Raw genomic sequence first — 14395 nt, 5'->3', positions numbered from 1 at the left:
GTTAATTGGCGAAAATTTAGACTGGCGCGCCGGTTAACACTTCTTTCACCCACTGCTTTTTGCTTTCTTGGCGCAAAATTTCAATCCGTGTCCAGGCAAACAACAGTGCCAAATACAAAATATACATACCCAACATATTGATTAATAAGGGTATGAGCATGGATATATCAATCGCGCCTTTCATGATGGATGCCGGTTGGTGCAGTGTGTTCCACCATTCAACGGATTTTTTAATAATGATCACATTGATCACGTCAACCAGTGATAAGACTGCGGCGGCCTTGTTGCCCAGGTCATTATTCTCTGCTGATACGGTGAGTAGTCGATACCGCCAACGTGTTGCGCAGCTAACCAACAAGCCAGCGGCTGCGCTGCCCAAATATTTTTTTAATCGCGATTGCGATCCCCGCCGAGCCGTAAAACTGAATCAAAAATACCACCACAAAGACTAGCAAGCTGGAGAGCAAAGTGGTCATGGGGAAAAAGTGTTTTATTGAATCTAATGCTGCAATATTTTCCAGCGCAATCGTCAGCAGTGGGTGGATAAAAAAAATCGGGAAGCTCAGTTCTGCCAGCCAGCATAAATGTTGTTGTAACCATGGGCGGATGTGGCGGCACAGTGCGAGCATGGCGATGCAGCCAGCAAAAATCTGGATAAATTGAAAATCGATGCCACCGTAGCTGAAAGCTGCTTTATGGTAATTACCAATATGTTGCCAAATATAGGTTTGTGCAATCGCGGTGAATGCAACAATGAGCAGACCTGCAATCAACAGCAACCAGTGGAGCCTGCGTAGCTTGTGTTCATATTGTGAGAACAATATTCCCAGCAAATAGTAAGGTGTGTAATAAACCAGTGATTGCAAAAAGTTGGAATTGGATTGCGGGCGATGCATAAATAATCCAATCAATGAAAAAATTAACAGAACCAATAACTGGGTTGATAAAGATGTGCGGATATAAAGGGCATGGAGCGGTGAGCACAAAAAGGTGAGAAAAATAAACGGGATATACCAATGCGGATAAAGCACGTAGCCGTTGCGCAGCGTATACCAGGCGTTGATTAAGTTCTGTTGTATGCCCAGCCCATCTTGCCACCAACCCAGCATGCGGATCGCTAACGCAAATAATGAAATAACGGCGAAGGGGATTAACAGTGATTGGGCTTTTTTACGGAGAAAGTTGGTGTAATGAAAGCGCGGATAAAAAACGCGGTGAAAGAAAAATCCGGAAATAAATACAAATAAACCTGTGCCGCCGCGCAGTAAATTTTCCAGCAGCGCAGGGAACAGCGGTTGCGCGAGAAAAATAGAATGCCCCAGCACGATCATGGCAATGGCCATGCCGCGCAGGTAATCAAATTCAGCGAGTCGCTCCTTCCGTATGGGATTTACCGCTGCGCTCATGAAATAGCGCAGGCGCTCTTAGGTTCAGGCCGATAAACGCCGACGTTTAAATGGCCTGCATCTTTTAAGTTGGCGGCGTGTAATTGGCTCATCACACCTTTTTGGCAATAGAGATAATATTGTTTGCTTTGGTCTAGCAATGGAAAACGATTGTTGAGTGAATAAAAAGGAATCACCTTGATCTCGTTGCTTTCCAACGTAAGCGGATTTTTTTCTTGTTCTTCCGGATGGCGGATATCGATAACAATCTGCCCTGTCTGCACATCACTAACAACCGGTACCGATAAATCCGCATCCAGTTCATTCACCAATTCATCAATATTTTGCGCGCGGCGTTCGGCAATTGCGCGCTCCAAAATCGCCATATCAAATTTGGTTTCTTCAAATTCGACTTTCGGTAATTTTGCACGTGTGGTGGGGTTTACTGAAATCACACCGCAATATTCCGGCATGCTGGCGGCAAAACTTTCGGTGCCGATTTTGCGTGAAAGATCGATGATGTCGCCTTTGTCCATGGTGGCAAGTGGACGCAGCACCAGCATGTCGGTTGCGCGGTCAATCACATTTAAATTCACCAGCGTTTGGCTCGATACCTGTGCAACACTCTCGCCCGTTACCAGTGCGGGAATTTCCAGAGATTCAGCGACTCTTTCGGCGGCGCGCAACATCATGCGTTTGAGTGTAACGCCCATGTAGGGGTTGTCGACTTTTTCCAAAATTTCACGCACCACATCTTCAAACGGCACGGTGACAAATTTCACGCGGTGCGATGCGCCGTATTTATTCCACAAGTAATACGCCACTTCTTTTACGCCGATTTCATGCGCGCGGCCGCCGAGATTAAAAAAGCAGTAGTGTGCGCGCAGGCCGCGCTTGATGCACAAATAGGTGGAGACAGTGGAATCAAAACCGCCGGAAATTAATGACAACACTGGATCCTGTGCGCCGAGCGGATAACCACCCATACCCTGCGCCTTACTGGTGAGTACCCAGACGCGCTCGCCTTTGATTTCAAGTGGCACTACCACATCGGGTTTATGCAGGCTCACACCCTTGGCTTCGGAATGCTGTAACAAACCACCGCCGACATATTGCTCTACATCTACCGAGGTAAAATCGTGCTTGCCTACGCGCTTTACACGCACGCAAAAGGTTTTGCCGGCGATGCCATCGCGCCAGTGGCGCAGGGTGTGCTGAAAAATGGATTCCAAATCGCCGAGCGGGTAATCGTGTATCAACGCAAAGTTGGCGATACCGGGGGTATGCGCAAGCACCTCGGCGACTTTGGCAGTAACCTCGGGGCTGGCATCGGGGCAGCGGATTTCAATTTTTTCCCAATCGCGCTGTACATCAATATCGACCCCGACATTGCTCAATAGCAGGCGCAGGTTATCGCGCAGCTGCTTGATAAAGCGCTTACGCACGGGGGTACTTTTGATGATGATTTCGGAAAAAACTTTGACAACAAAATGCATGGAAATGACGCCTGACAGGATGCAGCGAGGGGCTGGCTGGATAAAAAGGCGACGATTATAAAGCAATTACACACGGAATTTGGCAGCCTGCTACGTGTTTATTTACGCCAGCGATCAGTGCAGCTCGTACTTTTATTAGCTTTATCTTTGCCATTTGTGGCCGATACTTAAAGTTATGCTCGCTATCCAATGGTTTGTTCGGGTGAGTAATTAACTGTTTTCCACAGAGGTGAGACGGATGAGAATAATGAATATAGGCCCACGGTTAACCTTGGGATTCGGGGTGCTGGCCCTGATTCTGCTGCTGCAGGGATTGTTTGGTTTAAACAATATGTCAAACATGCAGCAAAAAGCCGATGAGGTAAAAAGTATCTGGGTTCCTGCGCTCAATGCTACGGGCGAGTTGAATCTGGCGCTGATGCGTTACCGGGTGAATGCGGTGCGGGCGGTGGTCGATGTAGATCCAGTGGCCATTGCTCAAGCCGAAAGCAACCTGCGCGCACGGGCACAGGATGCCGAGATCGCGCAAGCAAGCTATGAGAAGTTGATCACCGAACCAGAAGAGCGCCGTTTATTCGACGAATTGCGCGACATTAAAAACCGCTACATTCAAGCAACGGAAAAGATTTTGGTTGCTATGAAGCAGGGCGATAAACAAGCAGCACTGCAGATTGTTGAGGCAGAGCAAGGGCCGCTTGCGGACCAATTGACAAAAATGCTGCTGGAGCTGGGCCAAATTAACCGCGATGGCGCTGAGGCTGCTGCGCAACAATCCCAGCAAACCTACAGTAGTAGCAAAACATGGGTTATCAGCAGCATAGTGCTGGCGCTAGTGATTACCGCCGTGCTCGCCCTGGCGCTCTCGCGCAGTATCGTCAGCCCGTTACAACAAGCTGTGAAGGCAACCGAGACCATTGCTGGCGGCAACCTTACCCAATCAATTCACGTTGAGGGTAGCGATGAGCCAGCGCAACTGTTGGCAGCGCTGGTGCGTATGCAGGACAACCTGCGCAGCGCTATTGGCCAGATTGGCAATGCATCGGTGCAGCTGGCATCGGCAGGTGAGGAGTTGAGTTCGGTTGCCGAGGATTCGTCGCGCAACCTGCAGCGCCAGAATGACGAAATCCAACAAGCCGCGTCTGCAGTGACAGAAATGAGCGCCGCGGTGGATGAGGTGGCACGCAATGCTGTGAGTACTGCCGAAGCATCCAACGAGTCCTCCCGCCTTGCTTATGAAGGTCGGGATAAGGTTGGCCATACGGTGTCAGCATTAAAGGCCATGACCGAAGAATTTACCCGCACCTCAGCGCTGATAAGCGGTCTGGCAGATCAATCCCAGGATATTGGTAAAGTGTTGGATGTGATCCGCGCGATTGCCGAGCAAACCAACCTGCTGGCGTTGAACGCCGCGATTGAAGCGGCGCGCGCGGGCGAAGCCGGGCGTGGTTTTGCGGTAGTGGCCGATGAGGTGCGTGCACTGGCACACCGCACCCAGGTATCCACCCAGGAAATTGAGCAGATGATCAGCAAGGTGCAAGGCGGTACGGCGGCCGCGGTAGATTCCATGCGTGACAGCGTACAACACGCAGGGCAGACGCTGGGGGTCGCCGAGCAAGCGGGCGAAGCGCTGGAGCAGATCTACCAGAAGGCCGGGCAAATCAGTGAGCGCAACCTGTTGATTGCCAGCGCCTCCGAAGAACAGGCGGCAGTGGCGCGAGAGGTCGACCGCAACATCATCAATATCAGCGATCTGTCCACGCAGTCGGCAGCCGGTGCCAATCAAACCAGTGCCGCAACCTATGAATTGGCGCGCTTGGCAACAGAGTTAAATAGTCTGGTAACGCGTTTCGTTATCTAACCCGAAGCACTGCCTAATCACAGAGGCAGGGTCAAATCGCAATAAAAAAGCCCCGGTTAATCCGGGGCTTTTTGTTCGAACCCGATAGCGTTTATTTGGATCGGAAAATAATCTCTTTCATCTTCTGCAGCTTGGGCGCTACCACTGGCACCGTCAACATGGTGCTGGCAACAGCCATAATCAGCAGCGCGGTGAAGGTCTCGCTGGTGATGATTTGTTTATCGAGCAACACGTTGGCAAAGATGATCATGATCAAGGCCTTGGTTTGTAGCAGCCAGCCGATAATCGAGGCCTCACCTTTTCCCCACTTGAGGATTTTGCCTGCGGCATGAACGCCCGCCAGTTTGCCGGATACTGACGCAACCAACAGGATGGCTGCCGCCACAAATACGGTTGTACCGCCTACGTCCCAGTTGGTGCGCAAGCCGGTACTGAGGAAGAACACCGGCATTACTGTAAGTAGGATGAAATAGCGCAGCTTGTCCATGTCTTCCTGATTGAACCATTCAGCATCCATCACCGCGCCAGCGAGGAACGCGCCCACCATGTAATGCAGACCGGCCCAGTCAGCGGCGAGACCACAGATTGCCAGCCAGATAAAACCGGCGTACCAGCGATCTTTCTCCTGAATTGCCACCATCAGCTTGCGGAACAAGTAGGCGGCGATAGCAAAGGCAACCAGGAACATGCCTTGGCGGCCCACGCGTTCCCAATCCAGCAGGATCAGCGCTAAAACCCCCCAAATGGCAATATCATCAAGGCTGGCGTAGCGCAGAATCCGCTGGCCAATCGGCTGGCGCAGGATTTCCAGTTTCTCCATCAGCAAAATCAAAATTGGCAGTGCGGTTACAGCACAGGCCATGCCCACACCCAGAATAAATTGCCAGGTCATACCTTTGGGGCCAATCCAGCCATCGCTGTAGGCCATCATGACAACCGCTGCCACACAGCCAAACAACAGTGGTGTGCCCAAAGCCAAACCGGCGGTGATACCGCTTTCGCGTTTGTAAACCCAGGCCTTTTTAAGATCCAGTTCGATACCGGCGATCCACACAAAAATCATCACCGCCCACCAGGCGATACCGTTGAGTGATTTGATCACCTCGGGGTTAAACACAAAGGTGTAATACTCGGGGAAGGCTTTGCCCAGAACGCCCGGGCCGAGCACGATCCCCATAATAATTTGCACTACTACCAGTGGAGCCCAGTAATCGGTGCGGCCAAGGCGCCAGATGAGGTATGGAATAGTGAAAATGATCACCATGGCGATCAGGAATATTTCTGTTGTTGTCATGTGCATCTTGCGAGCCCTTACAGCTTTTTAGGTTTTTATCGTGGTTTTAGAGTCCAGCGGACAGGGGCGGCAAACTACCGTGATTTATTGCGCCATTCGATGCCAATCCTATTGATAATCTTTATTAGGGGTTTAGTTAAAAACTAATGAGGTTGCAGCACCTGAAAAATGATGCAAATTGGCGCATCCAACAAGCGTATTTACCCTGCTGGAGGGCATGGCGGTACAAGCACGCAAGGGATAATTATTTTTGATCTAAAAGGGTGCATTGGTGGATGTTTAGTGCACCAAAATGATTCTTTTATTGGTTTTTGGGTTTTTGCATATCGCGCGAAAGCCTTATTTCACAACGCTTGTTGCTATTTTCCTTGAATGGCATATATTTTGCCCCTTTTCTGACACCCTAGTCTTGTCACGCTCCCCTAAATGAGTCGCGAGTTGGATGAAGTGGGGAAAGTTTTCAGGTAGATGACCTCTGGCCGGCTACCTAAAAGAGTTGCAATTTTCATAATCCGTAGCCTTCGGGCTATCACATTTGGAGGCATTCAATGTCTAAGACTTTAGACCTGATTAAAGAACACGAAGCTCGTTGGATTGATCTGCGCTTCACCGATTTCAAAGGTAAAGAGCAACACGTAACTTTCCCTTCACACGTTGTAAACGACAGTTTCTTCGTTGACGGTAAAATGTTCGACGGTTCTTCTATCTCCGGCTGGAAAGGCATTAACGACTCAGACATGATCCTGATGCCGGACGACTCTACCGCTGTTCTGGACCCTTTCTACGACGAAGCAACCATCAACATTCGTTGTAACATCGTTGAACCTGCAACCATGCAAGGTTACGACCGCGACCCACGTTCTATCGGTCTGCGCGCTGAGGAATACCTGAAGTCTACCGGCTTGGGCGATGTTGCCCTGTTTGGTCCAGAGCCAGAATTCTTCATCTTTGATAGCGTTCATTTCCACAGCTCAATGGGCGGCGCTTTCTACAAAATCAAATCTGAAGAAGCGGCCTGGTCATCAGGTGATGATGTTGAAGGTAAGCACGGCCACGCTCCACGCGTTAAAGGTGGTTACTTCCCCGTTGCTCCAGTTGACTCACTGCACGACATCCGTGGCGCTATGTGTAACGCGATGGAAGCAATGGGCCTGGAAATTGAAATTCACCACCACGAAGTGGCTAACGCCGGTCAATGTGAAATCGGCGTAGGTGCTAACACGCTGGTTAAGAAAGCGGACGAAGTACAGATCCTCAAGTACTGCGTACACAACGTTGCGCACCAATACGGTAAAACTGCGACCTTTATGCCGAAGCCTTTGATCGGTGATAACGGTTCAGGTATGCACGTTCACCAGTCTTTCTCCAAGAATGGTAAAAACCAATTCGCGGGCGACGCTTACGCTGGCTTGAGCGAAACTGCTCTGTACTACGTTGGCGGTATCATCAAGCACGCTAAAGCACTGAACGCTTTCTGTAACGCCTCTACCAACTCGTACAAGCGTTTGGTTCCAGGCTTCGAAGCTCCAGTAATGCTGGCTTACTCTGCGCGCAACCGCTCTGCTTCTATCCGTATTCCTTACACCGTTGGTGAGAAGGCAAAACGTATTGAAACCCGCTTCCCAGACCCAACTGCTAACCCATACCTCTGCTTCGCTTCATTGCTGATGGCGGGTATCGATGGTGTTCTGAACAAGATCCATCCGGGCGAAGCAGCGACCAAGGATCTGTACGATCTGGAGCCGGAAGAAGAAGCACAAATCCCACAAGTGTGTTCATCTTTGGAAGAAGCTTTGGCCTCTTTGGAGGCTGACCATGAGTTCTTGTTGGCTGGCGGTGTGTTCTCTAAAGACTTCATCGATGCTTACATCACCCTGAAGAAAGAAGAGATCCAACGCGTTAACATGACTCCACACCCGGTAGAGTTCGAACTCTATTACAGTGTTTAAGAGCTGCGTGTAATCGGTCAGGTTTTGCTCTGGCAAAACTGTGAATCGCACTGGAAAAGCCTGTACAGGAAACTGTGCGGGCTTTTTCTTTGGGGGCGATAAGGCTACTCTTGGGGAGTGAATCCATGAGGGAAAAATTATGCGCCTGTTTGTAGTGTTGTTATGTGTATTGGTTGCTCCATGGACGTTGGCCGATGTGTACAAGACGGTGGATAAAGATGGCCGTGTTATCTACACGGATAAACCAAAATCTGACAAGGCAGAAAAAATCGAGCTGCGCGAGATCAATACTGTCCCTAGTCCCCCTTCCTTACCTTTGCCCCAATCTGTGCCGGTAGACACTATGGGGGTGCAACAGGCAGCAGTGGATTACCGTATCGGTATTATCAGCCCGCGCTCTGATGTCACTATTCCCGTCGGACAACGTGATCTGGCAATTGCGATCAATATAGAGCCGGCGCTCCAGCCCGGGCATTTGCTGGTGTATTTCATGAATGGCGAGCTGTTGGAAGAAACAACGGCGAATAACATCATCGTCAAGGACGTTCCGCGAGGAACTCATACTCTGGTGGTAGAGGCCATCAATGCCGATGGTCGATCATTGGGCACGTCGCCACCGGTACTTGTGAACGTTATTCGGCCAAATATTAAAAACAATGCCCTTTCAAGGCCCACCCCAAAATAGATGCACCAAATTGGTGCTACAATTTTCCTCACATTCCCCATAATGGACAGGTTTGACGGCTAAAACCGTTGAATCTGGCCTTTTTTCTACTTGGTTTGTTTTTTGCAGTAGCCTCCATGCCCATTGTCGAGGCGTTCAGGAGAGCATTAGCTGGTGAGCCCGCGCGATATTTACAAACCCATATTGGATAGCTTGAGCACTGCCATCATTCTGGTGGATGCGGACTTGTTGCTATGCCATATGAACCCTGCTGCTGAAGCGCTTATGGCCATGAGCTGCGAGAGCAATACCGGCGAACCTATCACCTATTTTTTCTATGAGTCGGACGAGACCGATCGTCAGTTAAAACTCGCTGCTGTCCAGGCCAACCATTACACCAAGCGTCACGCCGAGTGGCGTTTGCTAAGCGGCGGTACCCTTACGGTTGATTACACCGTCACCCCCTTTGGCGACCACGATGGTTTGATTATTGAGATCCAGCCAATTGACCGCCTATTGCGTATCAGCCGTGAGGAAATGCTGACGACTTCCCACGAAACCACGCGCAATCTGGTGCGTGGTATGGCGCATGAAATCAAAAATCCGCTGGGTGGTATCCGCGGTGCGGCGCAGCTACTGGCGCGCGAGTTGCCCCATTCAGGCCTGAGTGAATACACCAATATCATCATTGATGAAGCGGATCGCCTGCGTAACCTGGTGGACCGCATGCTCGGCCCGAACCAGTTGCCCAAATGGCAAACCCTCAATATCCATGAGGCGATTGAGCGCGTAGCCAATATCATCAAGGCCGAAAGCAGCGATGCGATCAAAATTGTACGCGATTACGATCCGAGCATTCCTGCCCTGCAGGGCGACAAAGAGATGCTGATCCAGGCGCTGCTGAATATTGTACGCAACGCGATGCAGGCACTGGTGGAGGCGAATGTACTTAACGGCGTGATCCAACTGCGCACTCGTATCCAGCGCCAGTACACCATCGGCCGCAAGCACCATCCTCTGGTGTGCCGTATCGACATTATCGACAACGGCCCTGGCATTCCGGTCGATATGATCGAAAACATTTTCTACCCGATGATCTCTGGACGCGCCGAGGGTACCGGGCTTGGTTTGACCATTTCGCAACATCTCATTCATCAACATCATGGCCTCATCGAGTGCCAAAGCGAGCCGGGCAAAACCCGCTTCTCGCTCTACTTACCAATGGAAGCGCAACATGCAGAAGTCTAATAAAGTCTGGATTATTGATGATGATCGCTCGATCCGCTGGGTACTGGAAAAGGCCCTGCAAGGAGCGAACATAGAAACCCGCGTATTTGATTCGGGCGATAGTGCCATGAGTCAGCTCAATCGCGACGCGCCCGATGCGATCATCAGCGACATCCGCATGCCGGGCACCGATGGCTTGACCTTGCTCGGCAACTTGCACAATACCCATCCGCAGATCCCGATCATCATCATGACCGCCCATTCGGATCTCGATAGTGCCGTTGCTGCCTATCAAGGAGGAGCGTTTGAATATCTGCCCAAGCCGTTTGATGTCGATGATGCTGTTGCGGTAACCCAGCGCGCGCTTGCCCACGCGCAAGAGCAAAAAAGCGAACACGCGCCGGACAACAATGTTGAGACAAACACCGAAATTATCGGTGAAGCACCGGCGATGCAGGAGGTGTTCCGTGCGATTGGCCGTTTGTCGCAATCCAACATTACGGTCTTGATCAACGGCCAATCGGGTACCGGAAAAGAGTTGGTGGCGCGCGCGCTGCACCGCCACAGTCCGCGCCGTAACGAACCGTTTATTGCGCTGAACATGGCAGCCATTCCCAAAGACTTGATGGAATCTGAATTGTTTGGGCATGAAAAAGGGGCATTCACTGGTGCTGCTGCACAGCGCCAAGGGCGTTTCGAGCAAGCCAACGGTGGTTCGCTGTTTCTTGATGAAATTGGCGATATGCCAGCAGAAACCCAAACCCGGTTATTGCGTGTGTTGGCCGACGGTGAGTTTTATCGCGTGGGCGGGCATACGCCGGTCAAAGTGGATGTGCGGATCATTGCCGCCACTCACCAGAATCTTGAAACTCTGGTGGCAGAGAACCGCTTCCGCGAGGATTTATTCCATCGTTTGAATGTAATCCGTATCCATATCCCCAAACTGGCCAACCGCCGTGAAGACATTCCCAAACTGGCGCGTTTTTTCTTACATAAAGCGGCCACTGAATTGAATGTTGATCCCAAAGTGCTGTTGCCTGAAACCGAAGAATATTTTTGCTCCCTGCAATGGCCCGGCAATGTGCGCCAGCTGGAAAATACCTGCCGCTGGATCACGGTAATGGCATCCGGGCGCGAAGTGCATATCGAAGATTTACCACCGGAATTGCTTGAAAACAAAGAGACCAGTACCCCGGCTGATGATTGGGAAAAAGCGCTGCGCCATTGGGCCGACCAAGCGCTTACTCGCGGTCAGCATCAATTGTTGAGCGAGGCTGTGCCTACCTTCGAGCGCGCGCTGATTGAAACTGCGCTTAAATATACCGCCGGGCGCAAACGCGATGCCGCTAACTTGCTGGGCTGGGGGCGCAACACGCTAACCCGCAAACTGAAAGAGTTGGGAATGGCGGGCGGCAATGACCCTGATGGCGACGGCGACGATTAACCCTTAAAAAATATCCGCTGCGGAAACGGTTGTTAGTTGATCGTTTTCGCGGCAGTTATGCCCCTGCATCGATTTTCTTATTCCTTTCTTTATTCTTTGCGGTATTAAAAGCCTCTTTTTAGATCTTCTTTTCTTCTTCGCGCAGCTTTTCTAACCTGAGTCTATACTCAGTTAACTGGTATACAACACCGGTGACATCATCGGTTGACTACTACAGCTCATCCAACAATACCGTATACCGTTGAATGCATAATTACCCAGTCCAGGAAAGATGTGCTCAAGATTGGTGCATTGCTGCCGTCAACAAGAGCAATAGCGAATAGTGGGTAATTCAATAACTCTAATAGCCGAACATATTCGGGGGACACATGGTACAAAAATCCTTACTCACCAAGTTGATGTTGGTGTTGGCAATCGCGATGGTCGTTATTGCCGTCATAGTTGCATTGGTCAATGACAAGATTGCAACGGATGACTTGGAAGAAAAACTGGAAGCTGAGACCTCAGCAATGATCTCGTTGACCAACAGTTCCATTCTGGAAGCGGTTTTTGCCTATGACTTCCAGCAGATTGAAGCGATCGCTAAATCCCTGGTGAATACTTCGTTAGTGACCTCGGTCAATGTGGTCGATCACCGTGGGCAATCGCTGGCTAAAGCCGATGATGGCGACCAGAGTGAAAACCAACTCTCCCGCGATGCAATCCCGATTGTGTACAACGGCAGCACTATCGGAAGTTACAGCATTCGTTTTTCCACTCACGAATTAAATGAAACCTTGTCGCATCAGCGACAAACCACCATTTTTACCGTATTGGCGCTGCTGGCTGCCAGCTTGATTACAGTGTATGTATTGATCCGCAGTCTGGTGCTGGCACCGGTAGATGAAGTGACTCGTTCGCTGGCCACGATTGCGGACGGTGGCGGCGATTTGACCCGTCGTTTACCGACTGACAGCCAAAATGAGATCGCTGCACTTGCGCATAATTTTAATCGCGTAATGGAGCATATCGCCGACATTATCCGCAATGTGGTGCAAGTGAATGACAAGGTGCGCACCAACGTCAACAAGATGAGCAATGCGACCGAAAGCACCGTGAACTCTACCTCGCAACAATTGCGCGAAATTGAATTGGTAGCGACAGCAGTAGAAGAGTTGTCGGCATCAGCGACTGAAATTGCACGTCACGCGGGTGATACGGCTGAGCGTACCAATGCCACCAGTATCCTTGCGGAAGAGGGCAATGAGATCGTTAATCTGTCATTGGAAAACGTTAATCGCCTGACCAACCAAATTGAATCGACCGCGCAAAAAATTCAGGTGTTAAAAAATAATTCGGTGAATATTGGTTCGGTAATGGAAGTGATCCGCACGATTGCCGAGCAAACCAACTTGCTCGCCCTTAACGCTGCGATTGAAGCGGCGCGCGCAGGTGAACAGGGGCGCGGCTTTGCGGTGGTAGCTGATGAGGTGCGCTCACTTGCACAAAAAACCCGATCTTCTACTGAAGAAATTGAATCAATTATCGTGCAACTGCAGCGCGCTGCCGATGAAGCGCATCAAGCAATGAATACCAGTACGGCTTCTGCGCGCGAAACTATCGACACTGCCTCCAAAGTGGGTGGGGCGTTGGATAAAATTCGCGCCAACATCGGTATCATTAACGATATGAACCATCAAATTGCCACCGCTTCACATCAACAAAGCTCGGTAGCAAATGAGGTCAGTAAAAATATTACCGCGATCCATGGATTGTCAGAAAATGTGGTTGAAAATGCCCAAGTGGTCAATCACAGTGGTAGTCAATTGATCAATGAAACCAGTGAACTGAAAAAACAAATTGACAGTTTCAAAGTGTAACGCGTAAGTATATCGACATAAAAAACGGCGCTACTTGCGCCGTTTTTTATGCCTTGCATCAGCGTTACTCATCCCCGCTTTTAAAAGGTAGCATGGCTCGTGCATCTTCTGCGTAGTGTTGTATGGCGGTTGCCTCTTGCGCAATAAAATGCGCGATTGCCTCTGCAAAATCCTGCCTTGCAATCCAGTGATTGGAATAAGTGAGTGTGGGTTCAAAACCGCGTGCGATCTTATGTTCTCCCTGCGCGCCGCCATCAAATCGCTCGATGTTATGTGCAATCGCAAATTCAATGCCCTGGTAATAACAGGTCTCAAAATGCAGGAATTGAAATTCTTCAAGGCAGCCCCAGTAACGACCATAAATAGTGTGTTCGTCGCGCATAAAAAGTGCAGCTGCAATAGTGTTTTCAGTACCTTCATGTTTATTATGGGCGCAAATCATTACCAGATTATCGCGCATACTTGCGCCAATGGAATGAAAGAATTGTGCCGATAAATAGCCGGTGTGCCCGCTGCGTTTAAGGTAGGTGTTGCGATAAAGTTCATAAAATAAATTCCAATCTTCAGTTGTGATTTGCGCTTCGGTTTTATGCGAAAAATAAAATCCTTGCTCTTTTACTTGCCTGCGCTCTTTAAGAATATTTTTTCGTTTGCGCGAACTCATTCGCGCCAGAAACTCATCAACATTTTTATAGTGATAATTGATCCAGTGAAATTGACAGCCAACCCGCTGCGGTATGTGTCGCGTTTTAAATTGGTTGCTCAGGTTGTTGTTGGGAAATAAACAATGCCAGCCCGATAACCCCTGTTCGATGCAATAGGTTGAGAGTGTTTGCACTACCCGGTCAATAAGCTCGTCGCTTTGCATTTCCGGTGCGCACAATAAGCGGGGCCCGGTGCAGGGCGTAAAAGGAATTGCATTGATCCATTTCGGATAATAAGAGAGGTTATGCCGACGATAGGCATCGGCCCATGCCCAATCAAATACGTACTCACCATAAGAATGCGTTTTAATGTAACCGGGCATAGCGGCAATAAGTTGTGTGCCTGACAATATCAGCAGGTGCTGCGGCTGCCAGCCTGTATCTGCAGTGGTGCAATGGCTGAGTTCAAGTGCTGCGATAAATTCATGCCGTATAAATGGATAACTGTCAGGGCACAGTGCATTCCACTGGGCAGATGAAACTTGCTGAATTGAATTGATGAATTGGATATGCAC

The 14395-nt window shown here is 50.0% G+C and carries 11 protein-coding genes; 6 read left to right on the top strand and 5 right to left on the bottom strand.

The window, feature by feature from the left end; genetic code table 11:
• Window positions 1-16: 16 nt before the first annotated feature.
• From B2739_RS00685 to thiI, 3 genes are read right to left on the bottom strand one after another with little or no spacing between them, the layout of a single operon-like run.
• Window positions 17-379, bottom strand: coding sequence for a hypothetical protein (locus B2739_RS00685; protein WP_331343958.1), 363 nt, complete (start codon window positions 377-379; stop codon window positions 17-19).
• Window positions 348-1406, bottom strand: coding sequence for an acyltransferase (locus B2739_RS00680; RefSeq protein ID WP_331343957.1), 1059 nt, complete (start codon window positions 1404-1406; stop codon window positions 348-350). The genes B2739_RS00685 and B2739_RS00680 overlap by 32 nt, the downstream gene beginning before the upstream one ends.
• Entirely contained in the window at window positions 1403-2881 is a 1479-nt protein-coding gene (thiI, locus tag B2739_RS00675; protein WP_331343956.1) for a tRNA uracil 4-sulfurtransferase ThiI, read from the bottom strand. Before thiI ends, B2739_RS00680 begins: the two co-directional genes overlap by 4 nt.
• 238 nt (window positions 2882-3119) lie before the next feature.
• Here thiI and B2739_RS00670 point away from each other — a divergent pair, with 238 nt between their 5' ends.
• Window positions 3120-4739, top strand: coding sequence for a methyl-accepting chemotaxis protein (locus B2739_RS00670; protein WP_331343955.1), 1620 nt, complete (start codon window positions 3120-3122; stop codon window positions 4737-4739).
• A gap of 91 nt (window positions 4740-4830) precedes the next feature.
• On the opposite strand, the gene B2739_RS00665 is transcribed toward B2739_RS00670, so the two are convergent.
• Window positions 4831-6033 (bottom strand): cation:proton antiporter, encoded by a 1203-nt coding sequence (locus B2739_RS00665; protein WP_331343954.1) that lies wholly within the window; start codon window positions 6031-6033, stop codon window positions 4831-4833.
• Between the two features lie 548 nt (window positions 6034-6581).
• Here B2739_RS00665 and glnA point away from each other — a divergent pair.
• The 5 genes from glnA (at window position 6582) to B2739_RS00640 (ending at window position 13176) form a co-directional block, all read left to right on the top strand.
• A complete protein-coding gene (glnA, locus tag B2739_RS00660) occupies window positions 6582-7982 on the top strand; it encodes a type I glutamate--ammonia ligase (RefSeq protein WP_331343953.1) in 1401 nt (466 codons plus the stop codon).
• Window positions 7983-8121: 139 nt separating this feature from the next.
• Complete coding sequence (locus B2739_RS00655; protein WP_331343952.1) at window positions 8122-8667, top strand: DUF4124 domain-containing protein; 546 nt, start codon at window positions 8122-8124, stop codon at window positions 8665-8667.
• A 153-nt stretch (window positions 8668-8820) separates the two neighbouring features.
• Window positions 8821-9894: a nitrogen regulation protein NR(II) gene (gene glnL / locus B2739_RS00650; RefSeq protein WP_331343951.1), complete on the top strand. Its 1074-nt coding sequence runs from the start codon at window positions 8821-8823 to the stop codon at window positions 9892-9894.
• Entirely contained in the window at window positions 9881-11317 is a 1437-nt protein-coding gene (gene glnG, locus B2739_RS00645) for a nitrogen regulation protein NR(I) (RefSeq protein ID WP_331343950.1), read from the top strand. Before glnL ends, glnG begins: the two co-directional genes overlap by 14 nt.
• Before the next feature lie 368 nt (window positions 11318-11685).
• Window positions 11686-13176, top strand: a complete 1491-nt coding sequence (locus B2739_RS00640; protein WP_331343949.1) for a methyl-accepting chemotaxis protein — start codon at window positions 11686-11688, stop codon at window positions 13174-13176.
• Between the two features lie 64 nt (window positions 13177-13240).
• Here B2739_RS00640 and B2739_RS00635 read toward each other — a convergent pair whose 3' ends face one another.
• Window positions 13241-14395 carry a GNAT family N-acetyltransferase gene (locus B2739_RS00635; RefSeq protein ID WP_331343948.1) on the bottom strand — a complete coding sequence of 385 codons (1155 nt, stop codon included), beginning with the start codon at window positions 14393-14395 and terminating at the stop codon, window positions 13241-13243.

Origin of the sequence: Cellvibrio sp. UBA7661, assembly GCA_002483365.1 — a bacterium.
Taxonomy (GTDB): domain Bacteria; phylum Pseudomonadota; class Gammaproteobacteria; order Pseudomonadales; family Cellvibrionaceae; genus Cellvibrio.
Note: the sequence above shows the minus strand (reverse complement) of the source record. Positions and strands in the feature narration are given on the sequence as shown.

What these genes read in the sequence shown, in the direction of transcription:
- B2739_RS00670 (WP_331343955.1), top strand. Translation starts at nt 3,120, where the DNA reads ATGAGAATAATGAATATAGGCCCACGGTTAACCTTGGGATTCGGGGTG.
- glnA (WP_331343953.1), top strand. Translation starts at nt 6,582, where the DNA reads ATGTCTAAGACTTTAGACCTGATTAAAGAACACGAAGCTCGTTGGATT.
- B2739_RS00680 (WP_331343957.1), bottom strand. Translation starts at nt 1,406, where the DNA reads ATGAGCGCAGCGGTAAATCCCATACGGAAGGAGCGACTCGCTGAATTT.
- B2739_RS00640 (WP_331343949.1), top strand. Translation starts at nt 11,686, where the DNA reads ATGGTACAAAAATCCTTACTCACCAAGTTGATGTTGGTGTTGGCAATC.
- B2739_RS00665 (WP_331343954.1), bottom strand. Translation starts at nt 6,033, where the DNA reads ATGACAACAACAGAAATATTCCTGATCGCCATGGTGATCATTTTCACT.
- glnG (WP_331343950.1), top strand. Translation starts at nt 9,881, where the DNA reads ATGCAGAAGTCTAATAAAGTCTGGATTATTGATGATGATCGCTCGATC.
- B2739_RS00655 (WP_331343952.1), top strand. Translation starts at nt 8,122, where the DNA reads ATGCGCCTGTTTGTAGTGTTGTTATGTGTATTGGTTGCTCCATGGACG.
- thiI (WP_331343956.1), bottom strand. Translation starts at nt 2,881, where the DNA reads ATGCATTTTGTTGTCAAAGTTTTTTCCGAAATCATCATCAAAAGTACC.